This window comes from Frankia sp. Mgl5 (assembly GCF_023242985.1).
Classification (GTDB): domain Bacteria; phylum Actinomycetota; class Actinomycetes; order Frankiales; family Frankiaceae; genus Parafrankia; species Parafrankia soli.
In genome coordinates, this window is sequence record NZ_JALKFY010000002.1 from 12,825 (window position 1) to 37,399 (window position 24,575).

The window sequence follows — 24,575 nt, forward strand, 5'->3', positions numbered from 1 at the left end:
CGCCGTGCGCCACGAGACCCCGGGCCACCTGCACGACTCGCGGTCTCGTCGAGGGGGCTGCCATCGCCCGCCGACGAGACCTGCCACAGGCCGAACACGCCGGCCGGAGGGGGCGGGGTCCTCGTAACGGACCGCCTCCCCTCGGATCTGTCACCTGGCGACGAGTCGGCCAGACCGTGGCATGCGTTGATCACCTTCATGTGTTGAGGGCCCACGGCGAGACCACCGCAAGGCGTACATGTCCCCATTTGGGACTGGGCACGACCGCAGCGACGGCACATAGCCGCAAGAAAGAGACCCCCGTCAGCCCGAGGAGGAACTGTTTTGGCAATCCTGCTCCGCGACCGTGTTCTCGACTCCATCGAAGCCCAGGTCATGCTCGCGCCCGCGATGCTGGAGCTCACCGTGGATGTCCCGTCCCTCGACAGCGGCACTCAGGCCGAGCAGGTTTCTGTCAAGAGGATACGGGATACCATGTTGACTCCTGACGTGCCGACTGAAATACGCGACGCCGTCTGGTCGCGTCTTCTCCGCCTCAGCCGCGAGAAGAAGGACCCGTGGGACGTGGTCACGATCTGGATGATGGCACCTGGGCTTCGGAGGATCTGCTGGCATTGCCGCCGATTCGGATTCGTGGCGGATCTGGCCGAGCTGGAGGCCGAAGCCGTTAGTGCCTTCCTCGCGACGGCCCGCTCGGCAGACCCTGACCGGCCGGAGCTTGGCGCCTGGCTATGGTCGACCACGTACCGGCACGTTCGGCGTGCAGCTTCCCGCCCCCGGCGTGAAACGCCCACCGCCGACATCGAGCTTGTACAGGCACTCGACGCCTCCCCCTTCGACGCGTCACGAGCGATCGCCGCCTTTCAGCGCCTGGTCGATGACACTGCGCCGGCCGTCGAGCAGAGCGGCGGCGATCCAGCCAGGGTGGAAGGCGAGCGGCTCGGCGCCATCGCTCAGCGGCTCGGGCTGAGGCTGGCACTGGGCCAGACAGGGCCTCCCGCCGACGGGGAGGCCGCGTGACGAACCGGCGGCTCACCTTCCCCGAGCTGTTCGACCTGCCGACCGTCGTGGACCTGCGTACTGCTGCGCGGGCCGTCGGAATCTCGATCAACACCGCCTACAAGCTGGTCCACGCGGAGCGCTTTCCGTGCCGCGTCATGCGGCTCGGCTGGCGTTACCAGGTTCCGACAGCCGCGCTCCTGGCCGCCCTCGACGTGAACGGCCCCGCCGTCCATCCCGACGACGTGCGTCGCGGCGCGGCCTTCGCGAACACCACCGGCTAAATTCGATCGAACGCATCAAGAGCATCACGACAAAGGGGCCTCGCGCCGACCCGTCAACTCGCGCGGCCAGTGGCCTCGTCGGCAGAGCACGCTATCGAGCGCCGTTTGTTGCGTTCATGCCGATCATCGCGGTGATGGATCCCCGGAGTCGGGGGGGGGGGGGGGGGGGGGGGGGGGGGGGGGCGCCGCCCCCCCCCCCCCCCACCACGGGGTCAGCCGTTGGGGGCGGCCGGGATTGCGGGCGGCGCCGTACGACGGCGTCGCCGTGCGTTTCCGCTGGTAGGCGACCTGTTTGTGTGAGCGGGGATGCTGGTCGTGGGACCGGGGACAGTGGGGGTGCGGTTCGGGTTGTCCCCGTCCCTGCCCACTCACCCCTTGCCTGACCTGGGTTTTCTCTAGATCAGTCTCGGAGCTCCGGGTTGTGCAGTGCCCGGACAGAGTAAAACTTTTTCGGCTTGCGCCGTGTACTGATCGAGGATCTTCGAGTCGGCTTCCGTGGACTCGTGCCGATTCGGGATAATTAGCCAAGGTATCCTGCGGCGGTTTCTCGTTTGTGTGAGATCGTCACAGGGCCGACGGGGCTGCCGTGCTGGCGATCTCCGTCCGGGCGGTGTCGAACCTGACGGGAACAGCGGTATCGACATCGGGCCGAGAATCGGGCTGTCTGGTTCTGCGACGACGTGCGCTGCGGTGAGAACCACCCGATCTGACACCCGCGCGGCATCACTACCGGCCGGGGCAGTCTCGTGAGCTGGTGACCGATGCGCTCAGGCAGACGACGTGGTGGCCGGCCGGACCATCGCTGAGGGTGCGCCCGACGGCGCCCGGAGGACCGCCGGCTTGCTGTCAGGACGGCGAGAGCACCCGCAGACTCGCCGCCAAACGGGAGCCGTCCGTCCGGTGGGGTTCCAGAGCGCGAGTGGACTCCACTCTGCGAGGCAGACGACATGATCAACGGCGTACTGTAGTGACGTGGACTCGTTGCACGCCTTCCGGACCGTTGACGACGCCGCAGCGGTCGCGGCTGGCATGGTCGCGGCCGAGTCCCGCCTGCAGGACATCTGGCGGCACGCAGTTATACAGATGCTCGACGACTACACCAGCGTGCTGCGCCACCAGGGCCCTGAAGCAGCGAGCGCGATGTGGGCAGACCGCCCACGACCGTCCGGCGACCGCCGAGTGGACGCGGCGCTCGCCGCGCTTGGAGAGCACCTCGCCCGTCGAGACGGCTGGCAGACCCCCCCATGGGTGCGCGACCCGGCACTCGAGGCAGTGCCCTGGTGGTTCGTCACCACGCTGAAGGGCCTCCATCCTCGGGCGTTGGTCGAGTCCCCGCTGTCATTCCGCAAACGGGGCGTGTTCATCACCGGCGGCGCGCTCCAGCGGGCGTGACATGACCAGCCCGGGTCTCGGCCGTGAGTCGATCACCAGTCTGCTCCAGGAACTCAACGACGAACTGGGCCGGCGCGGCGCAAAGGCCGACCTTTTTCTCGTCGGCGGCGCCGCGCTCGCCCTCGTCTATGACGCGACCCGATCCACCCGCGATCTTGATGCCGTTTTCCTGCCAACCGACGTCGTCCGCGCCGCGGCCTCCGCGCTCGCCGAGCGCCATGCCCTCCCGGCCGACTGGCTCAACGACGCGGTGAAAGGCTTCCTGCCTGGCCCGGATCCGGCCGCGACCAGGTACTTCGAGGCCAACCATCTCACCGTTGACGTTGCCTCCGCCGAGTACCTGCTTGCGATGAAGCTGTTCGCAGCCCGCGTCGAAGCCGACGCCGAGGACATCGCGTTCCTTTATCGCAAGCTCGGCTACACCACCGTCAGCGAAGGCCTCGACCTCGTCCAGTCCGTCTACCGCGGCCGCCCGATCGATGCAAAGGTACAGTTCCTCCTCGAAGAGATCGTCGATTCGCTCCACGACGACAGCGACGGCACAGCCCACGGCGGAGACTCCGCCTGAGTTGGCCCAAGCGTGGGACGCCCGGTACCGCCGGGCGGTGTGCCCGGGGCCGTGCCCGCCACCCCGGCCCTACGGGCCATCCGGCAGTCGTAGTCGATGCGTCGATCGTGGACGTACCCTGGTCTGTCCGAAGCCGCCGCTGCGGACGGCCCGGCAACCCGGACCTGCCCGCCGGCGGGGCAGCGGACCATCTGCCACCGTAGGATTGAAGACAATCCGCCTGTCGCGGGTACGCTCATCGAGGTCGCGGGAAAACGCAGGTCGGCATAGCGTTTAGGCGTTTTGACCTGAAAAGCGGAAGGTCGGCGGTTCGACCCCGCCCCTGCCCACTGGTCACAGTGACTATCGGTGTGACCTGGCCTTTCGTTCAACTCTTCGCTGGGTGCACAGTTCGCACAATACGAACCGCCGGTTGATCGGCTGGGCTCGCTGGGCGGCTCTGTTGCATTTGGGGGATCCAGCACATGACAGAAGCCCCAGCCTGCCGACGATCAGACGGCGGCGGCGAGTTCAGTGAACGCGGCTGCCAGCCTCAGCCTTGGGTTGGTGTCGGCGGCGAGTTCGTAGTGGCCGCGGCGGATGTTCTGGACCAGGGCGTGTCCGGCGCTGATCGTCTGGACTGAGCGAAGGCGTTTCAGGTCGCGCATCGGCCGGAGCCGGGCTTTCAACCGGCCGTGGTCGGCTTCGATCCGGTTGTTCTCCCGCGCGGCGTCGACATGGCAGACGCCGGGGAGTAGCTCGTCGAGGAGCCGCAAGTAGACCGGGGCCTTGCCGATGGTGATCTCGATCGGCCGGCGCCCCTAGGATAGCCCCCCACGGCCGGGCTGCCTCGACCAGTGGGAGTGTGAAGCGCTGCACCCACCGATATCACGGCTACGTGGTCGGCGTCGAGGCCGTGTTCGGCGCGCAGTTCCTCGGCGCCCCGGTGCGACAGCGCGAAGAGCAGGCACCACCGCACTGCCATCACGATCACCTCCGGCGGGAACCGGAACCGGCGAACTCCCACACCGGCGCCGGTGGAGCGACCGCACCTCGACGCATCAAGTGATCACCCGGCGCGACCGTCTGCCCTGGCTGGATGCAACAGAGCCGTTATGGACGTATCGATGCTTCCGCTACCAGCCCCGTGAGCAGGGCTTTCTCTCTCGCGGCACACCCCGCCAAGCCACGCGCAGAATCGCTCCGTGAACCCGCCGACGCAGAGTTCTTTAAATCTTTTAAGTTGCCACCCCGCTCACCGAACAGCAAATCCGATCATGGGATGCCATCCGGCCGGAAGGCCTCGCCCTACGCCCGGGTCTTCCCGCCAGCCTGCGCCGAATCCGACTCGCCGAAGTAACGGGCCATCGTACATGAGGGATCCGCCGGTCCACGGCGGTTCCCTCCGGCGTGCGCCCGGAGCGTCCGGGACGCGGACACATTTTCGTCGCGTCTGCGGCCTGATATAACGTCAGGCCTGTTCGGAGAGACATCGGAACCGCGAACACTGAACAAGGCGGCCGCGTGCTTTATCAGAACATCGCCGTCGGGGCCCTCGTCGGCGCGCGAGTCTCTCCGCGGGCCGCACCCGTGACTCCTCTCCCCGGCCCCGTCGGTCACCGACACACGCCCACGATCAGACCAAGGTTCTGCGAATGAAACGCAAGCGACCATCATCTCGTGGCGCACAAGGTAGCTCCTCCGTCATCCGCAGTGCACTGATAGCAGCTGCCCTGACCGCCTTTTGCGCGGTGGCCGCGGTCCTCCTCGTGACCCCGCCCGCCCGGCGCGCCGTCGCCGTGTGCGGCCTCGTCGCGGTGATCGCGGTCGGTCTGGCCTGCGCCGAGATCCACCGCCGCGGGCAGGAGATCGTCCAGTTGCGCCGCCGGCAGGCCGTCACTGAGCAGGAGCTCGTGCGCCGCCTGGAGATGCAGGAGGCTGAGACCAGCCGTCTCGCCATCGAGGTGCTGCCCGCCGCGATCAGCCGGCTGCACCGCGGCGACTCGGTCGAGGAGGCGCTGTCCGGCTCGAGTCAGCCGCCCGCCCTCGGCGCCGCCTTCATCAAGGCGCACGACGACGTGGTCCGCTCGGTCCTCGAAGCCGTCAAGGCGGAAGAGGACCTGCGCGACTCCGCGCAGCGCGCCTTCGTCAACGTCGCCCGCCGCGTCCAGGCGATCGTGCACCAGCAGTTCCAGGATCTGCGTGAGATGGAGGAGCGGCACGGCGGCAGCCCCGACGTCTTCGACGACCTGCTCCGCCTCGACCACGGCACCGCGCTGATCGGCCGGCTCGCCGACTCGCTTGCCGTGCTCGGCGGATCCCGCCCCGGCCGGCAGTGGCAACAGCCGGTGCCGCTGTTCAACGTGCTGCGCGGGGCGATGTCCCGGATCACCGACTACCAGCGCGTCGAACTGCACTCGGTGGTCGAGATGGCCATCTCGGGACCTGCGGTCGAACCGCTCATCCACGCGCTTGCCGAGTTGCTGGACAACGCCACCCGGTACTCGCCGCCGCAGACCCGCGTGCACATGTCCACGGTCGAGGTACAGGCCGGGATCGCGGTCGAGATCGAGGACGGCGGCGTCGGTCTCGGTGAGGAGGCCCGGCTGCGCGTCGAGCGGATTCTCGCCGAGGTCAAGTCGGGCCTCGACCTCGCCGACCTCGGCGAGAACCCGCGCCTCGGCCTGTCCGTGGTCGGCCGGCTCGCCCAGACCCACCGCTTCCAGGTCTCGCTGCGGCCCTCGGCGTACGGCGGCGTACGCGCCGTACTGGTCATCCCTCGCGACCTGGCCACCGCCGTGCCGCTGTCCGCGACCCCTCCGGGTCCCACGGTCACGGCGCGAGCGAACAAGCCGGTACCTGCCATAACCCTGCAGCCGGAGGAGTCGCAAAGCATCAAGATCAAAAGTAACGGTCTGCCGCAGCGCAGGCGCAGCGCCACCGGCCTGCTCGGCGGGAACCAGAGCCAGCCCAGTCTGACGGCGCCGCGCGGGCAGACGTCCGCCGCTGCGTCCCCGGCCGTATCGAGTGACGCATTCGCTCCCGCCGCGCCGCCACCGTCACCGCCACCCGGACTGTGGCTCGCCGCGTTCCAGAACGCGGTCTCCGGCGAGGCCACGAGCACCCAGCACGCCCTGACTGACGATGCGTCGAGCAAGGAAGGCGAGTAGTCGATGGACCACCTGCATCCCAGCATGGACTGGATGCTCAAGGACCTTGCGGAGAGCGTGCCGGGCACTCGGCATGTCATCGTCCTGACTTCGGACGGCCTGCGTATGGCCCAGTACAACACCGATGTGGACACCGCCGACCGCCTCTCGGCCGCGTGCGCCGGACTGCAGAGCCTGTCCGCCGCCGTCGCCGCCGAGTTCCCGCAGGGGGACAAGATCATGCGGCTCGTGGTGATCGAGGTGGGCGGGGGATTCTTCTACCTCATGGCGGCCGGCGCGCGCGCGTACCTCGCGGTGCTGGCCGACGAAGGGGTGGACGCGGGGCTGATGGGGCAGCAGATGCGCAACCTGGTGGCACGTATCGGTGAGCACCTCACCAGTCGGCCGCGGATGGAGGAGAGGACGCCCGGGTGACCCCGTCCCCGATCAACCACGCGTCCTCCGACTGGGAGCAGGGCGGTCCCGAGCGCCTGTACGTCCTCACCGGCGGGCGCAGGGCCTCGGGCCGCCGGGCCGACATCGACCTGGTCACCCTGGTGGTGGCGCGGGCCGCGGCCCGGCCGGAGATGCAGCCGGAACACGCGGCCATCCTGCGCATGTGCCACTACCCCCTGTCCATGGCGGAGATCTCGGCGTACCTGAAGCTGCCGTTCAGCGTGGTCGCCGTCCTGGTCTCCGATCTGCTCGCGGACTCGTTGGTCGAGGTGCGCGCCACGGTGACGGCCACAATCCCCGATCCCGAACTGCTGGAGGCGGTGATGTATGGACTCCAGAGGCTCTGAGCTGGCCGTCGGACCGGCGCGCGAGGATGTGCTGCCCGCCTCGGCGACCGCCGCGGTCAAGATCGTCGTGGTCGGCGGGTTCGGCGTCGGAAAGACGACCCTGGTCGGCGCCGTCAGCGAGATAAGACCGCTGACGACCGAGGAGACGATGACCGAGGTCAGCGTCGGCGTGGACGACGTACGCGGGGTCGAGCAGAAGAACGCGACCACCGTGGCCATGGACTTCGGCCGGATCAGCATCAACGAGGAGCTGGTGCTCTACCTGTTCGGCACGCCCGGGCAGCAGCGCTTCTGGTTCCTGTGGACCGGCCTGTTCGAGGGAGCTCTCGGCGCGATCGTTCTGGTCGACACCCGGCGGCTCGAAGCCAGCTTCGACGTCATCGGGCGGCTCGAGGACGGCGGTGTGCCGTTCATCGTGGCCGTCAACGTCTTCCCGGACGCCCCGACCCATCCACTGGACGAGGTGCGCTCCGCGCTGGATCTGCCGGCCGCCGTGCCGATCGTCGCGTGCGACGCGCGCAGCCGGGCCTCGAGCCGGGACACCCTGCTGGCCCTCCTGCACTACCTGCACCGGCTGTCCACCCAGTCCGCGGCCCTGGTGGCCGCCTCGGCCGCCAGGGAGTAGGCGTGTCCACATCCATTCCCGAATCAGGTACGGAACCAGGCACCGCGATCCCGCCGCCGGAGTGTCCGGCGCACGCGGCCTTCGCGCAGGGGGCGGCGCTGACCGCACTCTACGGTCCGCAGGCGCAGCACGATCCCGGCGCGGTCTACGAGAAGCTCCGCGCGGAACACGGCGGAATCGCCCCGGTGGAGCTCGAGGGCGGCGTCCCGGCCTGGCTGGTACTCGGCTACCGGGAGAACATGGAGGTCGCGCGCACCCCGAGCCGGTTCACCCGGGACGCCCGGATCTGGCGGGACTGGAACGAGGGCAGAATCGCGGAGAACGACCCGCTGATTCAGATCCTCGGATGGCGCCCCGATCTGCTGTCCTACGACGGCGAGGAGCACCGGCGGCTGCGTGCGGCGGTCAACGAGTGCCTGACCAGGTTCGACCGCCACGGCACTCGGCGGCACGTGCAGCGCTACGCGAACCAGCTGATCGACGGCTTCGTCGAGGACGGCCGCGCGGACCTGGTGACCCAGTTCGCCATGTACCTGCCGATGCTCGTACTGAGCCGGCTGGTCGGCCTGAGCGAGGAGCACGGCCCGAAGATGGTCGAGGCCATCGTCGGCATGGTCAGCGGCGGCGAGGAGGCGTATGCGCACAACCAGTACATCATCGGCACCCTGCAGGCGCTGATCGAGGAGCGGCGCAGGGTCCCCGCCCATGACCTGGCTTCCTGGTTCATCGCGCACTCCTCGGGGCTGAACGCCGACGAGGTGCTCAATCATCTGCGCGTGGTGATCGTGCTGGGCTACGAGACCACGACGAACCTGGTCTCGAACACACTGCGGATGGTGCTGACCGACCCCCGCTTCCGCGCGTCGCTCACCGGCGGGCTCATGACGCTGCCGGACGCGGTCGAACAGATGCTGTGGGATGATCCGCCGCTGCTGGTCTGCCCGGCGCGGTTCGCCACGCACGACATGCATTTCGCCGACAAACAGATCCGCGAGGGCGACCTGCTGCTGCTCGGCATAGCAGCGGGCAACACCGATCCGCAGATCCGCCCGGATCTCAGTGCACCGATGCACGGCAACCGCTCGCACATGACGTTCAGCCGGGGCCCGCACGAGTGCTCGGGACAGGAAATCGCCCGCGCCATCACCGACACCGGCGTGGACGTGCTGCTCAACCGGCTGCCCGACATGCACCTCACCGTGCCGGAGGACCAGCTGACCTGGACCACCTCGACCTGGTCCCGGCATCTCGACGCGCTCCCGGTCACGTTCACCCCGCGGCGACGCCCCGGCCCGCAGTCCGCGCCAGCCGCCCCGGCGGCCTTCCCCCCGGTCGAGCCGAGCGCCGCGAAGGACGCGCTGGCCGTGGTGGCCGAGGCCGACGCGCAGGCCAGGATGGACATCGGCCGTGGCCTCTGGGCCTCGCTGATCGGCCTGTTCCGCGGCTCGCGCTGAGGGTTCGTGGTCGGCTGACGCACTGCCGAGTGGCGCCCGGGAGCGGTTCCCGGGCGCCACTCTCCATGCGTGACGCCGTCAGGACGCCTGTGGCGAGGTCAGCATGCGAGAGATCTCCTCGCGCGGCGGATCCGTGTCCATCAGAAGCTCGTTGGCGGCGGCCCACGCCTGGTAACCCCAGTTCCAGTCGTCGGCGATCCTCGCTCCCATCCGGGCCTGGGCGCGTTCCGCGTCGGTGAACCGCAGCACGTCGCAGGCCGTGTCAAGGCGCTGCTTCGTGGTGTGTATCGACTGGTCGAGCGTCCGCATCTCCTGCTCGCAACGGGCTCTCGCCTGCTGCCAGTCGCAGCCGTCCTGATCACGGATGATCGTGATCAGATTACGCGGGTCGTCACGCTTCGCATCGCGGACCGAGGAGTAGACATCGTTGCAGTACACGATGATGTCGCTGGCCAACCTGCGCAGCAGTCGCAACTGGGTGCAGTGGTGGATGTACGGCGCCAGGTAGGTGAAGTTCATCTTCTCGCCGAGCACCAGACACAGCGGCACCGCGCCGTTTCCCAGGCGTAGTTCCAAGTACTCTTCGACCGTCGTGTCCAGCCGCTGGTCCCGCATCGCCGCATAAGCGGCCTGCGTGTTGAAATACCATTCCCAGTGCTCGCTGATCCGAGCCACCCACTGGTCCGGCGAACTGATGATCTGCCGCGTCCACAGATCATTGAAGATCATGCCCATCTGGGACTTCGCGGGTCTCCCGTAGAGAATCCCGGTGAGCTCCGTGCTGATGACGTTGATCCGGCTGATGTCCGTCGCGAGATCGTCGGTGAAGTCGTCGTAGATCCGGAAGAAGGCGTGGATGTCGTAAGCGAGTTCCAACTCCGGCAGCGGGGCCAGCGGGTAAACCCAGGCCGAAAGCGTAGCGTATCTCTCGGCCCGGGGTGTGTGGACCCGGAAGCGGGTGAGCCATTCGACGGTGTGCACCAGAGCTTCGGCGGCGTTCTCGTTCGGCTGCCAGGAGCGCGCGCCTTCGTGCACTGTGAGGATCTGCTCGCCATCCATCGCGTCTTGGCCTGTCTCCTGGCTAAGGCTGGTGATCACGGATTCGCTCTCACTTTCCTGAAGCGCGGCGTCGGCTACTCCTGGAGTCGGGGCGGTGCAGGCCGCTCCAAGGAGGCGCTAAGGGCTGGAGGGAGAAAGCCATAACGGACTGTGACGAGAGAGGGGGTGCCCGTACAGCCAACAGGGCCACCCGGCAGGGGTAGACGTTGAAGTCACTTCCCCAGTCCCGGGAGACCCAGTTACCGCCCATTCTGCCAGGTTCCGCGGTCGCACGACCACGAAATGTGGCAAGACGAGGTTGGAACCCGTCACGATCTCAGGGCAAGATTCAGTTAAGTGATCCCGGTCTCGTGGACAGTCGACCTAAACAGTGCTGTCTACCTGGGGATATCGAGGATGGGCGCTACACGTCGGAAGTTCACCCAGGAGTACAGGGACGAGGCGGTGACGTTGGTCCTCGGCTCAGGTGGCGCTGTTGCGTTCGGAGATCTGGCGCATGCCAGGGGTTCGGCGACGCCGGACATGCCTTGATCCAGAACATCCGCCGCAACCACTACGAGCTCGCCGTCGACACCGACCCGAGACTGCGGCTGGCTGCCGCGTTCACCGAACTCGCCGCCGCCATCTGACCCAAAGTCACCGTGGCCATTGGCATGCCCTGCATCCTCCGAACGCAACAGTGCCCGCCCGCTGGCCGACGCGACCCACCCGGCGACGGCAGGCGACGCCAGCTGACCCGGGCAGCGGTCCTCCGTGGGACCGGGGATGGTGGGGTGGCGGTTCGGGTTGTGCCCGGTTCTGTCCACCGTCTCTGACCTGGCCTTTTGTTTCTCCGTTAAGATCAATTCGGCTGTTTGAAGATCGTTGTGTAGCAACGACCGTCACCCCATAACGGCGGACGGCCCGGGATGTAGCCCCGCTGAACTGCATAAATGCTCACGCTTGGCCACACCTGACCGTCCGCCGCGACATATCGGGGCGTTGCTACACCGAGGGGTCCCGGCGAGACGCGGGCTCGCGGGAGCAGGGTAGAGCACATGCCTGACCTGCGACGATGGGCAGAAGCGAGGCGGACGAGCGTCCGCTGCAGCGGCGGACGTTCCCAAAGAGCACCGTCGCCGACCTCCCCGCCGAATGGTTGATGCCCGGGAAGTGAGGTTCCGGACATCCGGCACACATCGCCGTCCCGCGCTCTCGTGGGTGGTGTTCGTCCGCAGACGTATCCGGTCGGTGCGCCGGCGCTTCGGTCCAGCGCGACCCGTCATGCTACGTCACGGAATATTCTGCCTTGTAATCGAGCGGGGTTCGAGCCATGGACCGGATCGTGGTCCTCGACGGCGATCACATCGTTGAAAAGGGCACACACGAGGACCTGCTTGCGCTGGGCGGGCGACCAGCTCCTGTAGTGCCGGTAGAGCGGCGGCCTGATCGGCTCCATCGACCTGGTCGGTTCCGGGTTGCCCGCCGAGACCGCTCCGAACCCGAAAAACAACACACAAAAAAGATTCTCCCCGGAAACCACGGTTTCCGGGGAGAAAAAATTTCTAGTAGCGGGGGCAGGATTTGAACCTGCGACCTCTGGGTTATGAGCCCAGCGAGCTACCGAGCTGCTCCACCCCGCGTCGGTATTTTTTACTATACAGGGGCACTGAGGTCAGATGTCAAACGAGCGGGCCGACTAGTTTTTTCGGCCACCACGGGTCGGCCCGATACCCCGTGCCCCCTGTCCTGCTGCGCCTGGGCGCATCTCCACCTTGGCGCCCCCTACCTATCGGCACCCGGCCTGCCCGCCGGCTGGTGGGACCTCTGGTGAGCCGGGCGGCGGCACGGCTGGTTCGCGAGGACGGCCAGGTGATCAGCGTGCACTGCCTGCTCGCGGTCGGGGTCAACGGCGAGGGGCACCGGGAGATCGTCGGCCTCGACGCCGTGAGCAGCGAGGATGGGGCCGGCCGGTTGGCGTTCTTCCGAGGCCTGGTCGCCCGCGGCCTGTTGGGCATCCGCCTGGTGAGCTCCGATGCTCACCGCGGCCTGGTCAACGCTGCCCGGTGCCTCGTGGCAGCGCCGCCTACCTGCACCTCTACGGCCTGGTCCGGGACGAGGTTGAGCATGCGATGGTGGTTGGGGCCGGCACGGCCGCAGCCCCAACCGTGGGTGTCATCCGGTGGCTGCGGCCGGGGCCCCGGGTGCCGACGTAGGACGGCGTGGCCGAACATTTCTGCTGGTAGGCGACCTGTTTGCATGATCGGGGATGGCGATCGTAGGGCCGGGGATGGTGGGGTGGCGGTTCGTATTGTGCCCGGTTCTGTCCACCTTTTTGACCTGCTGTAATAACGGATTCGTCGATCGCTCGATGATCCTTTTATTCCGGCGAGGCGGCAGGCGATATTTCGGCCGGCACGGCTTCAGCCGACCAAAATCACCTTGACCCCGACCGCATCATAGGTTCCGCGCGCGCGTGCATCCCTTGTCGCGAGGGCCAGGCCATGCTCTTTGGCGGCGAGCGCCACCAGCCCGTCATACACGGCGCTCCCGGCGATGCCGAGTTGGCTCAAGGTCGTGTGGATCTTCTGGGCGGGCGGGCCGCTCAGCGCCAGCGGCGCCGTGAACCTCGCATCGAGCAGGCGTGCGGCGTCCGGCCCGGACAGCCGGGCGTCGCCCGGCAACCTGGTGAGTACCGAGTAGGTCTCTGCCAAGGCGTGCCCACTCAGCGTGAGCTGCTGTCCGTCCCACCATCGCGCTACGTCCGTGTGATGTTGATGTGAGCGGACAAGTAGCGGAACGGCGACGCTTGTGTCGACGGCGATGGTCACTTGCGTCCCGCGTCGATGAGACCAAACAGCACGTCGTCATCGACAGGCGTGTCGCCGGCCGACACAAGCACGCCGTTCTCCTCGACGAGGCGCGCGGTCCTGCCAGATGGCACGACCTGCACACCAGCCCCGTAAGGCGAGATATCCACCTTCGTGCCCGGGAGTAGGCCCAGCGCGTCGCGGATGGACTTGGGCAGCACGATCCGGCCCGCCTGATCCACAACAGCTTCCATGGGAGGACGGTACCATTCCGATCCCAGTTGTGCCGCTGCCGCTTCGGTGCTCATCGGAGACCCCGTACGGTCGTGGTCGGCTGCCAGGCGCCGGCGGGCCTCTCGGGTGGGGCTGGTCTGTTTCGCAATGCCTGCTGCCGCAGGGCTGGTCCGCGGTCCGCGGTCCGCGGCCCTCGGCCCTCGGCCCTCGGCAGAGTGGATTCACCAGGGCCGGCGATGATGTCGGTGCCGGCGCAGAAAATGTCCGCGGTGCCGGTCAGATGCTCTCTGCCGCCGAGGTCGCCGCCGCCGTCGTCGTCGTCGACACTCTTCGCGCCGGGGAGGCGGGAACCGAGCTCGTCCTCAGGCCTGGCCACGGCCCGGCTCGCTATGTCCCAACGCCGCCGCGTTGACGCCGGTCGGTCCCGCCGAGGTGCCGGCCGGCGCGGATGGACTCCAAGGACGTCAGGCCGTCCAGGCCGGCGGCCCCACGGGTCGCCGGCCTGGACGCCGCACTGGCGATGCCCACTCCGGAACGGCCGTACCTCGATCTTGTCCGGCTCGCCCGGACCTGATCAGGCGGCGGCGACCTCGTGGAGCGCGTCGGCGACCGCCCGCGGCTCGGTGATCATGAGGTCGTGGCCGGTGTTGACGGCCCAGAGACGGCCGGCCGCGCGTGCCTTCTCCATGAGCTCCGCGTCGCGGGTGGCGAGGGTGGAGGTACAGACGATGTGGTACTGCGGGATCGCCCAGAGCGCCGCCTCGTTGGTGAGCGTCAGCGGCTGCTCGAAGCACCGCCACGGGTGGCCGGTCAGGCGATCGTCCATCCAGGCGAGGTCGGCCGGGTCGGTCACGCCGTAGAAGGCCCCCGCACCCGGGGCCGGCAGGAGGACCAGCTCGACACCGTCGACAACCTGGCCGTGCGGCCGGGTCACCGTGATGATCGGCCCGGCGACATCGACGAGCGACTGGCCGTTCACGGGGTTCGCCGCGTCGAGGTAGACGATGCGACCCACCCGGTCGGCGGCCCGGTCGGCGACACCGGTGATGACCATTCCGCCGTAGCTGTGCCCGACCAGGATCACGTCACGCAGGTCCTCGTAGTGCAGCACCGCCACGACGTCCTGGATGTGTAAGTCGAGGTCGACCTTCGGGCTCGCCAGGTGTGCGCGCTCTCCCACCCCGGTGAGTGTGGGCGCGTAGACCTCGTGCCCGGCAGCCCGCAGTAAACGGCCTACCGGCTGGTAGCACCAGCCGCCATGCCCGCCACCATGCACCAGGACGTACGTCGCCATGCGAGTTCTCCTTCGCCACGACGGCGCAGCCGACCCGTCCCGCGGGTCCGCGAGCCGCCCCTGATCGTGTAGACCGTGTAGATATCCGGGATATCCGGATAACCAGGATATCGTAGGTGATGTCTTGAGCAAGGACTGTCGGCGAACGAGGGGAGGAGCCAGGTGCCCGCATCCCGGCCAGGCGATGCGGTCCTCCGTGTGGTGCTTGAGCTGCTCGAGTCCGGCGGCCACGACGCCGTCCAGATCCGTGAGGTGGTCCGTCGCGCACACGTCTCGCCGCTGACGATCTACAAGCTGTTCCCCAGCCGGGACGAGCTCGTCGTGGCCGCGCTGCAGCAGTGGCTGACGGTCAACAGCTGTGCGCCGGTGGCGCCACCAGCCCCCGGCGAATCCCTCTACGACGGCCTGATGCGGGTGTTCCGGCACGTCTTCGAGCCGTGGGAACGCAGCCCGCGCATCCTCGAGGCCTATCACCGGGCGCGGAACGGGCCGGGCGGACGAAAGCTCGACCAGCAGGCCATGGGCGCCATCGAACCTGTCGCGCGCGCCATCCTGGTCGGCGGTGACCCCGACTACATTGACGACGTCGGGCTCATCCTCACGAACATGGCCTACGCCGTGGTGGGCCAGTTCGCGAACGGCGAGCTCGACATCACCGCCATCCTCCCGACACTCGAGCGGGCCGTCTTCCGCCTCACCACAAACAACGAGCCCGCCGCGGCCGCGGCACAGACGCGACGGACGCGGCCCGGCAGGTACCCCACACCGCCCGCACAGCTCGACCGGCAGAACTCGAGCGGCCCGGGCGAGTCACAGCGTTGACGATCCTTGAAGCGGCGGCGGACCGGCCGCCAGCCGATGAACATCGAACTACCTTTTCGGCTGACTGACTGACTGACTGACTGACTGACTGACTGACTGGCTGGCTGGCTGGCTGACCTGACCTGACCTGACCTGATCGGAGCGGAGATGAACGACGTTCGACCTGTCCTGCACGTCCCGGCACGTGATGTTCCAGTTCCGACATCGGTGAGCGCCGAGGCGCAGGCGGTCCTCGCGATGCCCCCGATGCAGTCTCCTGGGTACCCGCCATTAGATGATCTTGATGGATGGCGAACACTGATCGCCGATCACGACCGGACGATCGGCGCCACGCTCTCAGCGCGGGCAGCCGACGCGCCGGTCCGGACAGAGGAACTCGACCTCGGCCCGTTCCGTGTCCACGACATCACGCCGACCGACCTGTCGACAGACGACGACCGCGTCTATCTCGACATTCACGGCGGTGCCTTCATCTACGGAGCTGGTGAAGCCTGCCGCGCCATGGCCGTCGGCACCGCCACCCGCGCTGGCATCCGCGTCTGGGCCGTCGACTACCGGATGCCTCCCGACCACCCGTTCCCTGCGGCACTCGACGACTGCCTTGCCACCTACCGCGCACTGCTGGAGGAATGCCAACCGGAGCGCATCGTCGTCGGCGGATCGTCGGCGGGCGGTAACCTCGCCGCCGCACTCATCCTGCGAGCGCGGGACGAAGGCCTCCCACTACCTGCCGGCGCGGTGCTGAAAACGCCGGTCGTGGACCTCACCGAGTCCGGTGATTCAATCCAGACGAACCTGGGGCTCGACCCACTCCTCCCGCGAAGGTCGATGCCCGCCTTCCTCCTGTACGCGGCAGGTCATGATCTTAAGAACCCCTATTTATCGCCGTTGTTCGGCGACTTCACCAAGGGGTTCGTGCCAACGATTCTCACGACAGGCACGCGTGACCTGCTCCTGTCGGACTCCGTTCGTATGCACCGGGCGCTTCGCGCAGCCGGCGTCGATGCGCACCTTCACGTCACCGAAGCAGGCGGTCATGGTGGGTTCTTCGGCATGGCCCCCGAGGACGATGCGATTCAGCGGGAGATACGCCAGTTCGTCGACTCCAGCACGGGGTGGAGGTCAAAATTTTGATTGGCGGTCTGTTCCTCCAGGATCGATCAGGATGTGCGCTGTACTGAACGAAATAAGGTGCACCCCACGAATTCCGAGTCGCCGGACTCCGCGTACGTGCGCGGCAGCCATCGGGGCCACCCGCCCCGATCCTGGTGGATGGCCTTCGCTGCCTATCGGCTGGGCACTACCTTCGGTGTTATGGGTGTGGAGGTTGTGGGTGTAGGAGCTTGGTGCGACACCGACGAGCCTCGCGACGGCTTGGCGGGTTCGACATGGTCATCGGGGCAGATGGAGCAGCCCCTCGGAGCTTCCAGCCGGACTCTGCACTTCCGCGTCGAGGAGTTCGCGACTCTCTCGGATGGACGTCGCCTCACGTTGACCGACGACCGCGGCTGGAGCAGCAAGAGGTCAGGAGGAGGTGCTGCTACCGCTTGGGTCGGCCTGACCGTCGAGGCAGTCGAGTCAGCCGTGCGTAACGTCGTCCTACCGGACGACGCTGAGGAGACGGGGGAGTTGTATTCGTGGACACACCTGGTTGAACGTCTGAGGGCTCTCGGCGTCGAAACGACCCTCGAGGAGCTCAGACGCTTGCCGTACGAGGTGATCCTCAGCCAGCGCCTTCAGGCGCGACTTTCAGCGACTAGGTAAGTACCCAAGGCCGGTGCGGCGGGCATGACACCTCGGGACGATCAGAATGGCCCAGGAACCTCCATGATCAGCCGGGGGTCGTGCCCGTCCTGTTTCAGGGTCCAATCCCGGCCAGCCCCTCACGACCCGGACTCACCGGAGAACCTCAGCACGGCCCACTGCTCGCTACCCGGCAAACTTGCCGCCGCCCTGGGGTCTCCCGGGGGGTGACCGTCAGCTGGAGAGCCTGTCGAGGTGGCTGCCATCGGGGTCGACGGCGCGGATGATGCGGCGCCCGATGTCGCCCAGCTGCCGCTGCTGCGCGCGGGTGAGGGGATCGAAGACCAGGGCGCGGACCGCGTCGACGTGCCCGGGGGCGGTCGCGACGATTTTCTCCCAGCCCGCATCCGTGAGGATTGCCAGGGTGTAGCGGCCATCGGTGGGATCCGGTGTGCGGCGCACCCAGCCCGCCTTCTCCATCCGCCCGACCACGTGGGAGAGCCGGGAGAGCGATCCGTTGGCGAATACGGCCAGGGTGCTCATCCGCAGGGTGCGCTCGGGCGCCCCGGACAGCCCCACCAGCACCTGGTACTCGAAGTGGCTGAGCCCGGCGTCACGCTGGAGCTGGTCGTCGAGCGCCGCCGGAAGCCTGATCAGCACGCTGACCAGGGCCAGCCAGGTCTGCATCTCCTCGTCGGTCAGCCAGTGCGGCTGCTGCGCGTCCACACCCTCAGCCTAGCTTGAAATATCAACCGAGCCCAGACTATTGATCACTTGACAAGTCAAGTGATCGCGCCTAGGTTGCAGTTGAAGGTTCAACCCAATGACTGGGAAGTTCGCCTGATGAACATCGCCTTGTGGATCATTGCGGGCGTACTCGCCGCCCTGTTCCTCGCCGCCGGTCTGATGAAGATCGCGCAACCGAAGGAGAAACTCGCTGCCTCGGGCATGGCCTGGGTGGAGGACTTCCCGCCCGGAATCGTGAGGGCCATCGGCGCGGCCGAGGTACTCGCCGCCGTCGGTCTGATCCTGCCTGCCGCCGTCGACATCGCACCGGTGCTGGTGCCGCTGGCGGCGCTGGGCCTGGCCCTGCTCATGCTGGGAGCGGCGGTCGTCCACGCCCGCCGCGGGGAATCCCAGATGGTTCCGATCACCTTGGTTCTTCTCGTGCTGCCGGCAGTGGTCGTCTGGGGCCGGTTCGGTCCGCACGCCTTCTAGGGGCCTGGCCCCGGATTCCACCTCACTCCACATCGGACGTGGGTGGGCCGCGACGCTCACCCACCCCCGGGGTCGTCACGATCCCGATCCCTCCAGGGAGCAAACATGCGCGCACTGAATGTCCCGGCCGCGGGCGGGCAGCCCCGACTGTCTGACCTGCCTGTCCCCGGGCCCGTCGAGGGCACCGTGCTGGTCCGGGTGAAGGCGGCCGGTCTCAACGCCATCGACAACGCCCTGGCCGCCGGAATGATGGCCGAGATGCTGCCACACGTATACCCGCTGGTCCTCGGTCGTGACGCCGCCGGCGTCGTCGAGGCTGTCGGAGCCGGCGTCGACCACGTCGCCGTCGGCGACGAGGTGATCGGCCACATGCTGCTGGCCCCACCGATTCAGGCCGGCACCCTCGCCGAGTACGCACTGCTGCCCGCTGCCGCCGTCACCCGCAAGCCCGCCGGCCTCGACTTCACCACCGCCGCGGCGCTTCCCCTCGCCGCAGCCGCCGCCAAGGCCGCCGTCGACGCCGTCGAGCCTGAACCGGGTCAGACAGTTCTCGTCGTCGGGGCCGGCGGCGGCGTGGGTTCGTACGCCGTCCAGCTGCTCGCGGCACGCGGCGTCACCGTCGTGGCCACCGGCACCGCCGCCGACGCCGGCCGGCTGACCGCGCTGGGCGCGACCACCGTCGTCGATTACACCGCCGGCCCGGTCGTCGAGCAGGTGCGCGCCGCCTACCCCGACGGTGTCGACGCCCTGATCGACCTCGTCGCCTACACCCCTGACAGTGCGCCTCTGGACGTGGTCCGCAAGGGCGGCAAGGTCGCCAGCACCCTGGGCGCCGCCGACGAAGAGACCCTCGCCGCCGCCGGCCTGACCGGCACCAGCGTCATGGCCGCCCCCGTCCGCGAGCTCATCGCGGAGCTTGCCGCCCTGGCCGCCGCCGGCACCCTGAAGGTCGACATCACCACCGTCCTGCCCCTCGAGAAGGCCACCGACGGGCTGGCCACTCTCGCCAGCGGTGCCGCCCGCGGAAAGATCGTCGTCGAGATCGGCGACTGACAGAACGATGATCAATGCGGTGGCCGTGAAATGGGACGGCGGCTTCTTCGCTCCACAAGGATTCGAGTACGAGCTGTTCCTCGCCGTCGCCGGTGCCGCTGTCGCCCTGACCGGCGCCGGTGCCTACGCGGCAGACCGCTTCCTGCCCGTCCTGCGCTCCCACCGGCTTGTCCACGGCGTCGCCGCCCTGGTCCTGGCAGTGGTCACCGCCTTGGCTGTCCTACTGATCCGCGGGTAACCCCGCGCAGATCGACACCATTGTTCGTCCAAGGGGAAGAACGTCTGCGGTTCCCGGTCGCCCCCCCAGGTCCATGACCTGGGGGGCGGCCACATCAACAAGCACCGTGCCGTACACCGGCCACGGGGTCCGGCGGCACCCGCACCCGACGTAGCTACGTGTTCGTGGGTCCCGCTACCGGAAAACCCGCGCTCACATTCGGCTGCGGCAAGTGAAGAGGCTCTGGAGGGCCCCGGCCGGGGCCCACGTCGAGAGGAACGGCTGTGCAGATCAAGGAGCTGGGACACATCGTCCTGTACGTGCGCGACCTGGACCGTTCGGCCCACTTCTACCGCGACATCCTCGGATGGCGCCCGGCCTACTCGGGCGACGAGCCCGTGCGCTACCGCGGGATGGCGTTCAACGCCGGCGGGCGTACCCACCACGAGCTGCTGCTCCTTGAGGTCGGCCAGTCCGCGGCCCCGCTGCAGCGTGGTCGTCACGTCGGCCTTTACCACTTCGGGCTGAAGGTCGGCGACAACGACGACGAGTTGCGCGAGGTTCTCGCGACCCTGGTAGCCAACGGCGTCCCCATCCGCGGCGCCACCGACCACGGGTTCACGCACAGCCTGTACATCTTCGACCCCGACGGCAACGAGATCGAACTGTTCGTCGACGTGCCCGGCGTCGACTGGGAGGATCCCGCGCACTGGACCGACCCGACCGCCCAACCGTTGCGCCTATGACACCACACGGCCTGCCGGACCCTGTTGGGCTCCAAAATTCGGGTTTCGGTCTGTGAGTTGGTCTTTTGCGGCTGAGGCGATCGTCTGCGGGGGTCGGAGGTGCTGCCCGTTTTCGGGCAGGCCGCCGTGGCTGCGCCTTTCCGTCCTGCTTTTTCACCGTACCGATGGTCCGGGACCGGCGGCTACCGATTCGGCGACGGGGCGGGCGTCCCCTGTGATCATGACGACGTGGGTGCCGCTGCGGTGTAGGCCGTCGACGGCTTCGCGGGCGGTGGGGCGAATTTCGTCGGCGAGCGTGAGTGCCCCGAGGACGGTGCGGTCGCCGAGGACGTAGATCACCGTGGCCCCGTGAGTTGACCACTCTCCGGCCCTGCGGCGGAGTTGAGCGAGCGCCTGCCAGCGCGGCCTGTCAGCGGTCGGATCGAGGCTCAACGGCGTCGATGCGGTCGGCAGTGACACATTACTGTTACAGCGATGGCCGGGCGAAGGTACGACTGATCGCCGTGGAAACGGAGGACGGTTGTCCCTGAGCCGCCGTGTGCTGCTGGCGATCCCGCTGCTCGCGGGTTGCGCCGGCCAGCCGGGCACCGCGAACCCCGCGTCGAGCTCTGACGTCCCGCCGAGCCCGACGCCGTCGCTCACCGAGGCGGATCACTCGATGGCCATCGCGTCCTCGGCCAGCAGCCCCGCGCCGACCGCTGGCACGGTGACCCGCAACGAGGTGATCGCCCGCTATGGTCATATCCGACCCTCTACGTGGGGCCTGGACGTTCCTGGTGTGACCACGATGTTGCCCACCAGCGACAGGGTGATCGCGTTGACATTCGACGCGTGCGGTGGTCCGCACGGCAGCGGTTACGACCAGGAACTGATCAGTTTTCTTCGCCGACACGAGGTACCGGCCACCCTGTTCCTCAATTCCCGCTGGCTCGATGCCAACCCCCAGGTTTTCCGCGACCTCGCCGCCGACCCACTGTTCGAGATCGCCAACCACGGCACCCGGCATCGTCCGCTGTCGGTGTCGGGCCAGTCCGCGTACGGAATCACCGGTACGCATGATGTTGGCGAGGTTTTCGATGAGATCGACGGAAACCGAGGCAGGCTCAGCGCGTTCCTCGGCCATCCACCGCGGTTCTTCCGATCGGGCACGGCGCACTGCGACGACGTAGCCGCGAGGATCGCGGCCGATCTTGGTGAACATATCGTCAACTTCGACGTCAACGCCGACGCCGGAGCGACCTTCACTCCAGACCAGGTCGCACGCGCCGTGCTGACCGCCCGGCCGGGGTCAATCGTCATCGGCCATATGAACCACCCCTCTGGCGGTACCGCCAGAGGGGATCGCCAGCGCGATACCCCGGCTGGCGGGCTTCGGCTACCGCTTCGTCCGCCTATCCGAATACATCGCCTCCGACGGAACCTTTCCCGAGTCGGCGATCCGTGCCATCAGCCCAACCCCCCGGAACCGGCCCTACGAGTATCGCGGGCCTGTGCGTCCTCCGGGTCGGCGGGCTGAGCCATCCGTCGGTGCGACAGAGCCGAAGCGGACAGGCGTGCGATCTTGACCGCCCTATCTCTACATATATAGACTTGGCGTCATGGCTGGACAGTTCCGGGTGACCCCCGCGACGCTCGACGTTCTCGAGGCACTTCTCGACGGTGAGGTCGAACCGTACGGCCTGGCGATCGCCAAGCGGGCCGGCCTGGCGACCGGCAGCGTGTTCCCGATCCTGGCCCGGCTCGAGCGCCTCGAGTGGATCACTTCGAGCTGGGAGGACACTGATCGCCCCGGGCCGCGTCGGCGGCTCTACAGGTTCACGCCGGAGGGGATGGCCGGTGCCCGGGTGCTGCTCGCCGAGCGCCGTGGTCGTGGTGCCGGGCAACGCCGTGGGCTGGGTGGATTCACCTCGGCGCCGGAAGGCGCCCGATGACCGCGAGTCCGGACGCCGCATCGCACGCGAGTCCGGTCGCCCCGCCCCGGGCGCTGGCACGGCGGGCGATCGTCGGCGTCGTCACGGGCTTCTACCTCGCCAGCGCGCTGGCCAACGTTCTTCCCGCCGGCCCGGTCCATGCGGTGGCCGGGGCAGGCGCGGTACTCGGGCTGGTCCTTGGTGTGCTCACAGTGCGACACCCGCGACTGTCCAACCCCTTGCTGGGAGCGGCGCTCGGCGCGCTGGCCGGCTACGTGGCCCACTCCGCCTACCCGGTCGGGTCTGCCCTGAGCGGCGACAACTTCCGCTACGACGACGGCTACGACCTCGACTTCGGGTACGGCCCGGCGTCCTGGATGCTGCTGGGTGCTGGCGTGGGGGCGGCCGTCGCCACGGCCGTCGGACGTGGCTCGCGGCTCGCATCGCCGTTGCTGGGTGTCGTGCTCGGAGGACTGGCCGGCCATCTCACCGAATTCGCCTGCCGGGCCGGTGACGCCACCTTCGACTCCGACTACGGGCTGCGGCAGTTCGCCGGCGGGGGGACGCCGACCACCGTCATCGACGGGTACGGACCGCTGTACACCGCCGCTGGTTCCGCGCTCGGACTGTTGCTCGGCCTCGTCGCTCACGGTCGACCCCGGTGGAAGACAGCCTCACTCGGACTCGCGTTCGGTGTGCTCGCCGGCAGTCTCGGGTCCGCCGCCAGCAGAACCAGCTACGCGACTTTCGACGCCGCCGGCAACTGGCATTCTTTGGGCTTTGTCGGCGGCGCCGTAGCCGGCTTCCGCCCCGTGGTCTGGATTGCGGCGGCTGCCGTGATCGGCCTGCTTCTCGGCGTGCTTGCCAGTCGCTTCTCGTCGTTCGTCGTGCCGTGTTCCGGTCTGACCGCTGGTGCTTTCTTCGGATACGTCGTCTGCTCCGCCATGCGGTCGACGTACACATTCGGCTCGGATGTCGCTCTCGCCGAACCGGCGAGCCAGGCTGGATCCGCGATCCAGGTCGTCGTGCAGGGCCCGGGGCCAGTCATCGGAATGGCAGCCGGCGCTGTGTTCGGGCTGTGCTTCGGGGTAAACGCCATCTTCCGCTTCCGCCTCGCGGCATCCGGACTCGGCCTGGCCGTTGGCGCCGCCGTGGGCATAGCGGTCGCCTCCGCCTACCAGAACTTCAGGAATCTGCAGGCGGCGCCATCGGCCCCTGCCGACGACTACGTCCCCCTTGTCGTCCTCGGGGCGGGAATGGTGCTCGGAACGGTTCTTGGGCCGTTCGCTGACCGCCGGCCACGACTGGCCAGACCCCTGGCGGGAGTGGCTCTCGGCGTGGTCGTCGGCTACGTGGCGAGCAGTGCCCTGGCCGCCGCGTATTTGCTGGCTGTCCACTACGACTACCAGCACCCGAGCGACACTAGCTACGCCGCTGCTGTGGGCGTGACCGTCGGTGCTGTCGTCGGGCTGGCGCTGGGTCTGCTCGCCAACCCGCGTACCCGTTGTGTCACCACCGTGTTGGGTCTGGCACTCGGCCTGCTGGGCGGCGAGGCCGCCAGCCTCGCTGTGCAGTTCCTGGTCCCAGAGCACAGTGGTGACAGCTATGCGAGGAACTACGTGTACATCGAGCTCGGCTGTTGCGGGGTCGGGGCGGCAGCCGGGCTGGTTCTCGGCGCGTTCACCCATCGCCATCCGCTGCGGGGCCGTCCGTGCTTCGGCGCGCTCGCGGGTGCGTTCATCGGATCGACGGTGTGGCTCCTGTTTCCCGGAGCGCCACCAACCGAGACAGTCGCGGTCAGCGCGGTGGTGGGAGCGGTCGCTATCGCTCGCCGACCGAGTTCTGGGTGGGGGCTGGTGCCAGCCGGGGGCGGCGTGCACCGCACCGGGCTGTCCGCCCGACAACTCGCCAGAGAACTGCGACCCGGCGCCTTCGCTCACGGCCTGGTCTGGGCCGCGGCGGCCGTCGCGGCCGACGACCGGCGGCAGGAGCGTTACGCCGAGGAGTTCCGCGCGACTCTCGCCGAGATCACCGGACCGTTGGCCTGTCCCCGACGGCTCTGGTGTTCACTGACAATCTTCGCCAACGCCGCCCTGCTGCGCGCCGAACTGGGCCGAGCCGCCGAGACCGGGGCCGACCAGCCGCCGAATCATTCGGACGTCGCCGACGGCGGATCGGACAAAGCGACGACGACGGACAACTGAGGTGGTCGCTCCACGTCACGAACCCTCGCTCCG

Annotated in this window: 25 protein-coding genes, 2 tRNA genes and 4 pseudogenes; 23 read left to right on the top strand and 8 right to left on the bottom strand. The window is 68.1% G+C overall.

The window, feature by feature from the left end; translation table 11 throughout:
- Positions 1 to 324: 324 nt before the first annotated feature.
- The 5 genes from MXD62_RS01335 to MXD62_RS01355 all read left to right on the top strand — a co-directional run bounded on the left by MXD62_RS01335 (position 325) and on the right by MXD62_RS01355 (position 3,572).
- Complete coding sequence (locus tag MXD62_RS01335) at positions 325 to 1,020, top strand: hypothetical protein (protein WP_248827604.1); 696 nt, start codon at positions 325 to 327, stop codon at positions 1,018 to 1,020.
- Complete coding sequence (locus MXD62_RS01340) at positions 1,017 to 1,283, top strand: DNA-binding protein (RefSeq protein ID WP_071066635.1); 267 nt, start codon at positions 1,017 to 1,019, stop codon at positions 1,281 to 1,283. The genes MXD62_RS01335 and MXD62_RS01340 overlap by 4 nt, the downstream gene beginning before the upstream one ends.
- Before the next feature lie 972 nt (positions 1,284 to 2,255).
- The gene (locus MXD62_RS01345; protein ID WP_235014263.1) at positions 2,256 to 2,675 is read left to right on the top strand and encodes a hypothetical protein; all 420 of its coding nucleotides are present in this window, start codon (positions 2,256 to 2,258) and stop codon (positions 2,673 to 2,675) included.
- Between the two features lies 1 nt (position 2,676).
- The gene (locus MXD62_RS01350) at positions 2,677 to 3,243 is read left to right on the top strand and encodes a DUF6036 family nucleotidyltransferase (RefSeq protein WP_248827605.1); all 567 of its coding nucleotides are present in this window, start codon (positions 2,677 to 2,679) and stop codon (positions 3,241 to 3,243) included.
- A gap of 248 nt (positions 3,244 to 3,491) precedes the next feature.
- A tRNA-Phe gene (locus MXD62_RS01355) sits at positions 3,492 to 3,572 on the top strand.
- A gap of 162 nt (positions 3,573 to 3,734) precedes the next feature.
- On the opposite strand, the pseudogene MXD62_RS01360 reads toward MXD62_RS01355, so the two are convergent.
- Positions 3,735 to 4,284: pseudogene (locus tag MXD62_RS01360) on the bottom strand (DDE-type integrase/transposase/recombinase).
- Between the two features lie 707 nt (positions 4,285 to 4,991).
- Here MXD62_RS01360 and MXD62_RS01365 point away from each other — a divergent pair.
- The 5 genes from MXD62_RS01365 to MXD62_RS01385 are packed head-to-tail and all read left to right on the top strand — an operon-like array spanning position 4,992 to position 9,253.
- The gene (locus tag MXD62_RS01365) at positions 4,992 to 6,392 is read left to right on the top strand and encodes an ATP-binding protein (protein ID WP_248827606.1); all 1,401 of its coding nucleotides are present in this window, start codon (positions 4,992 to 4,994) and stop codon (positions 6,390 to 6,392) included.
- Positions 6,393 to 6,395: 3 nt separating this feature from the next.
- On the top strand, positions 6,396 to 6,806 hold the full coding sequence (locus tag MXD62_RS01370; protein WP_248827607.1) for a roadblock/LC7 domain-containing protein: 411 nt from the start codon (positions 6,396 to 6,398) through the stop codon (positions 6,804 to 6,806).
- A complete protein-coding gene (locus MXD62_RS01375; protein ID WP_248827608.1) occupies positions 6,803 to 7,174 on the top strand; it encodes a DUF742 domain-containing protein in 372 nt (123 codons plus the stop codon). The genes MXD62_RS01370 and MXD62_RS01375 overlap by 4 nt, the downstream gene beginning before the upstream one ends.
- Positions 7,155 to 7,799: an ATP/GTP-binding protein gene (locus MXD62_RS01380; protein ID WP_248827609.1), complete on the top strand. Its 645-nt coding sequence runs from the start codon at positions 7,155 to 7,157 to the stop codon at positions 7,797 to 7,799. Before MXD62_RS01375 ends, MXD62_RS01380 begins: the two co-directional genes overlap by 20 nt.
- Positions 7,800 to 7,801: 2 nt before the next feature.
- Positions 7,802 to 9,253: a cytochrome P450 gene (locus MXD62_RS01385; RefSeq protein ID WP_248827610.1), complete on the top strand. Its 1,452-nt coding sequence runs from the start codon at positions 7,802 to 7,804 to the stop codon at positions 9,251 to 9,253.
- Positions 9,254 to 9,331: 78 nt separating this feature from the next.
- Here the strand turns inward: MXD62_RS01385 and MXD62_RS01390 are convergent, their stop codons facing one another.
- Entirely contained in the window at positions 9,332 to 10,351 is a 1,020-nt protein-coding gene (locus tag MXD62_RS01390) for a terpene synthase family protein (protein ID WP_248827611.1), read from the bottom strand.
- Positions 10,352 to 10,827: 476 nt separating this feature from the next.
- On the opposite strand from MXD62_RS01390, the pseudogene MXD62_RS01395 reads away from it, so the two are divergent.
- A pseudogene (locus MXD62_RS01395) lies at positions 10,828 to 10,941 on the top strand (IS6 family transposase); the annotation flags it as partial.
- 919 nt (positions 10,942 to 11,860) lie between these two features.
- Here the strand turns inward: MXD62_RS01395 and MXD62_RS01400 are convergent.
- Positions 11,861 to 11,934: transfer RNA gene (locus MXD62_RS01400), tRNA-Met, on the bottom strand.
- Between the two features lie 211 nt (positions 11,935 to 12,145).
- On the opposite strand from MXD62_RS01400, the pseudogene MXD62_RS01405 reads away from it, so the two are divergent.
- A pseudogene (locus tag MXD62_RS01405) lies at positions 12,146 to 12,346 on the top strand (transposase); the annotation flags it as partial.
- Between the two features lie 368 nt (positions 12,347 to 12,714).
- On the opposite strand, the gene MXD62_RS01410 reads toward MXD62_RS01405, so the two are convergent.
- The gene (locus tag MXD62_RS01410) at positions 12,715 to 13,122 is read right to left on the bottom strand and encodes a type II toxin-antitoxin system VapC family toxin (RefSeq protein ID WP_248827612.1); all 408 of its coding nucleotides are present in this window, start codon (positions 13,120 to 13,122) and stop codon (positions 12,715 to 12,717) included.
- Positions 13,119 to 13,355 carry an AbrB/MazE/SpoVT family DNA-binding domain-containing protein gene (locus MXD62_RS01415; protein WP_368862294.1) on the bottom strand — a complete coding sequence of 79 codons (237 nt, stop codon included), beginning with the start codon at positions 13,353 to 13,355 and terminating at the stop codon, positions 13,119 to 13,121. Before MXD62_RS01415 ends, MXD62_RS01410 begins: the two co-directional genes overlap by 4 nt.
- Positions 13,356 to 13,783: 428 nt before the next feature.
- Between MXD62_RS01415 and MXD62_RS39030 the strand changes: the two genes are divergently transcribed.
- Positions 13,784 to 13,909 carry a hypothetical protein gene (locus MXD62_RS39030; RefSeq protein WP_285223923.1) on the top strand — a complete coding sequence of 42 codons (126 nt, stop codon included), beginning with the start codon at positions 13,784 to 13,786 and terminating at the stop codon, positions 13,907 to 13,909.
- Here the strand turns inward: MXD62_RS39030 and MXD62_RS01420 are convergent, their stop codons facing one another.
- Entirely contained in the window at positions 13,910 to 14,629 is a 720-nt protein-coding gene (locus tag MXD62_RS01420) for an alpha/beta fold hydrolase (protein ID WP_248827614.1), read from the bottom strand.
- Positions 14,630 to 14,791: 162 nt separating this feature from the next.
- Here MXD62_RS01420 and MXD62_RS01425 point away from each other — a divergent pair, with 162 nt between their 5' ends.
- The 3 genes from MXD62_RS01425 to MXD62_RS01435 all read left to right on the top strand — a co-directional run bounded on the left by MXD62_RS01425 (position 14,792) and on the right by MXD62_RS01435 (position 17,215).
- Positions 14,792 to 15,451 (top strand): TetR family transcriptional regulator, encoded by a 660-nt coding sequence (locus MXD62_RS01425; protein ID WP_248827615.1) that lies wholly within the window; start codon positions 14,792 to 14,794, stop codon positions 15,449 to 15,451.
- Between the two features lie 207 nt (positions 15,452 to 15,658).
- Positions 15,659 to 16,585 carry an alpha/beta hydrolase gene (locus MXD62_RS01430; RefSeq protein WP_308301181.1) on the top strand — a complete coding sequence of 309 codons (927 nt, stop codon included), beginning with the start codon at positions 15,659 to 15,661 and terminating at the stop codon, positions 16,583 to 16,585.
- A 270-nt stretch (positions 16,586 to 16,855) separates the two neighbouring features.
- Positions 16,856 to 17,215 (top strand): hypothetical protein, encoded by a 360-nt coding sequence (locus MXD62_RS01435; protein ID WP_248827617.1) that lies wholly within the window; start codon positions 16,856 to 16,858, stop codon positions 17,213 to 17,215.
- Positions 17,216 to 17,428: 213 nt separating this feature from the next.
- On the opposite strand, the gene MXD62_RS01440 is transcribed toward MXD62_RS01435, so the two are convergent.
- The gene (locus MXD62_RS01440) at positions 17,429 to 17,920 is read right to left on the bottom strand and encodes a MarR family winged helix-turn-helix transcriptional regulator (protein WP_248827618.1); all 492 of its coding nucleotides are present in this window, start codon (positions 17,918 to 17,920) and stop codon (positions 17,429 to 17,431) included.
- Positions 17,921 to 18,037: 117 nt separating this feature from the next.
- Between MXD62_RS01440 and MXD62_RS01445 the strand changes: the two genes are divergently transcribed.
- The 4 genes and pseudogenes from MXD62_RS01445 (at position 18,038) to MXD62_RS01460 (ending at position 20,428) form a co-directional block, all read left to right on the top strand.
- On the top strand, positions 18,038 to 18,412 hold the full coding sequence (locus MXD62_RS01445) for a DoxX family protein (RefSeq protein WP_248827619.1): 375 nt from the start codon (positions 18,038 to 18,040) through the stop codon (positions 18,410 to 18,412).
- Positions 18,413 to 18,517: 105 nt separating this feature from the next.
- Positions 18,518 to 19,465, top strand: coding sequence for an NADP-dependent oxidoreductase (locus MXD62_RS01450; RefSeq protein ID WP_248827620.1), 948 nt, complete (start codon positions 18,518 to 18,520; stop codon positions 19,463 to 19,465).
- 4 nt (positions 19,466 to 19,469) lie between these two features.
- A pseudogene (locus MXD62_RS01455) lies at positions 19,470 to 19,703 on the top strand (DoxX family protein); the annotation flags it as partial.
- 263 nt (positions 19,704 to 19,966) lie between these two features.
- Positions 19,967 to 20,428 carry a VOC family protein gene (locus MXD62_RS01460; RefSeq protein ID WP_248827622.1) on the top strand — a complete coding sequence of 154 codons (462 nt, stop codon included), beginning with the start codon at positions 19,967 to 19,969 and terminating at the stop codon, positions 20,426 to 20,428.
- 153 nt (positions 20,429 to 20,581) lie between these two features.
- Here the strand turns inward: MXD62_RS01460 and MXD62_RS39580 are convergent, their stop codons facing one another.
- Positions 20,582 to 21,016 (bottom strand): HAD family hydrolase, encoded by a 435-nt coding sequence (locus tag MXD62_RS39580; protein ID WP_308301182.1) that lies wholly within the window; start codon positions 21,014 to 21,016, stop codon positions 20,582 to 20,584.
- Here MXD62_RS39580 and MXD62_RS01470 point away from each other — a divergent pair.
- The 3 genes from MXD62_RS01470 (at position 20,949) to MXD62_RS01480 (ending at position 24,542) form a co-directional block, all read left to right on the top strand.
- Entirely contained in the window at positions 20,949 to 21,944 is a 996-nt protein-coding gene (locus MXD62_RS01470; RefSeq protein ID WP_248827624.1) for a polysaccharide deacetylase family protein, read from the top strand. The two genes, MXD62_RS39580 and MXD62_RS01470, sit on opposite strands and share 68 nt — an antisense overlap.
- Positions 21,945 to 22,026: 82 nt before the next feature.
- Positions 22,027 to 22,359, top strand: coding sequence for a PadR family transcriptional regulator (locus MXD62_RS01475; RefSeq protein ID WP_248827625.1), 333 nt, complete (start codon positions 22,027 to 22,029; stop codon positions 22,357 to 22,359).
- A complete protein-coding gene (locus tag MXD62_RS01480; RefSeq protein WP_248827626.1) occupies positions 22,356 to 24,542 on the top strand; it encodes a hypothetical protein in 2,187 nt (728 codons plus the stop codon). The genes MXD62_RS01475 and MXD62_RS01480 overlap by 4 nt, the downstream gene beginning before the upstream one ends.
- The last annotated feature ends 33 nt before the right edge of the window (positions 24,543 to 24,575 follow it).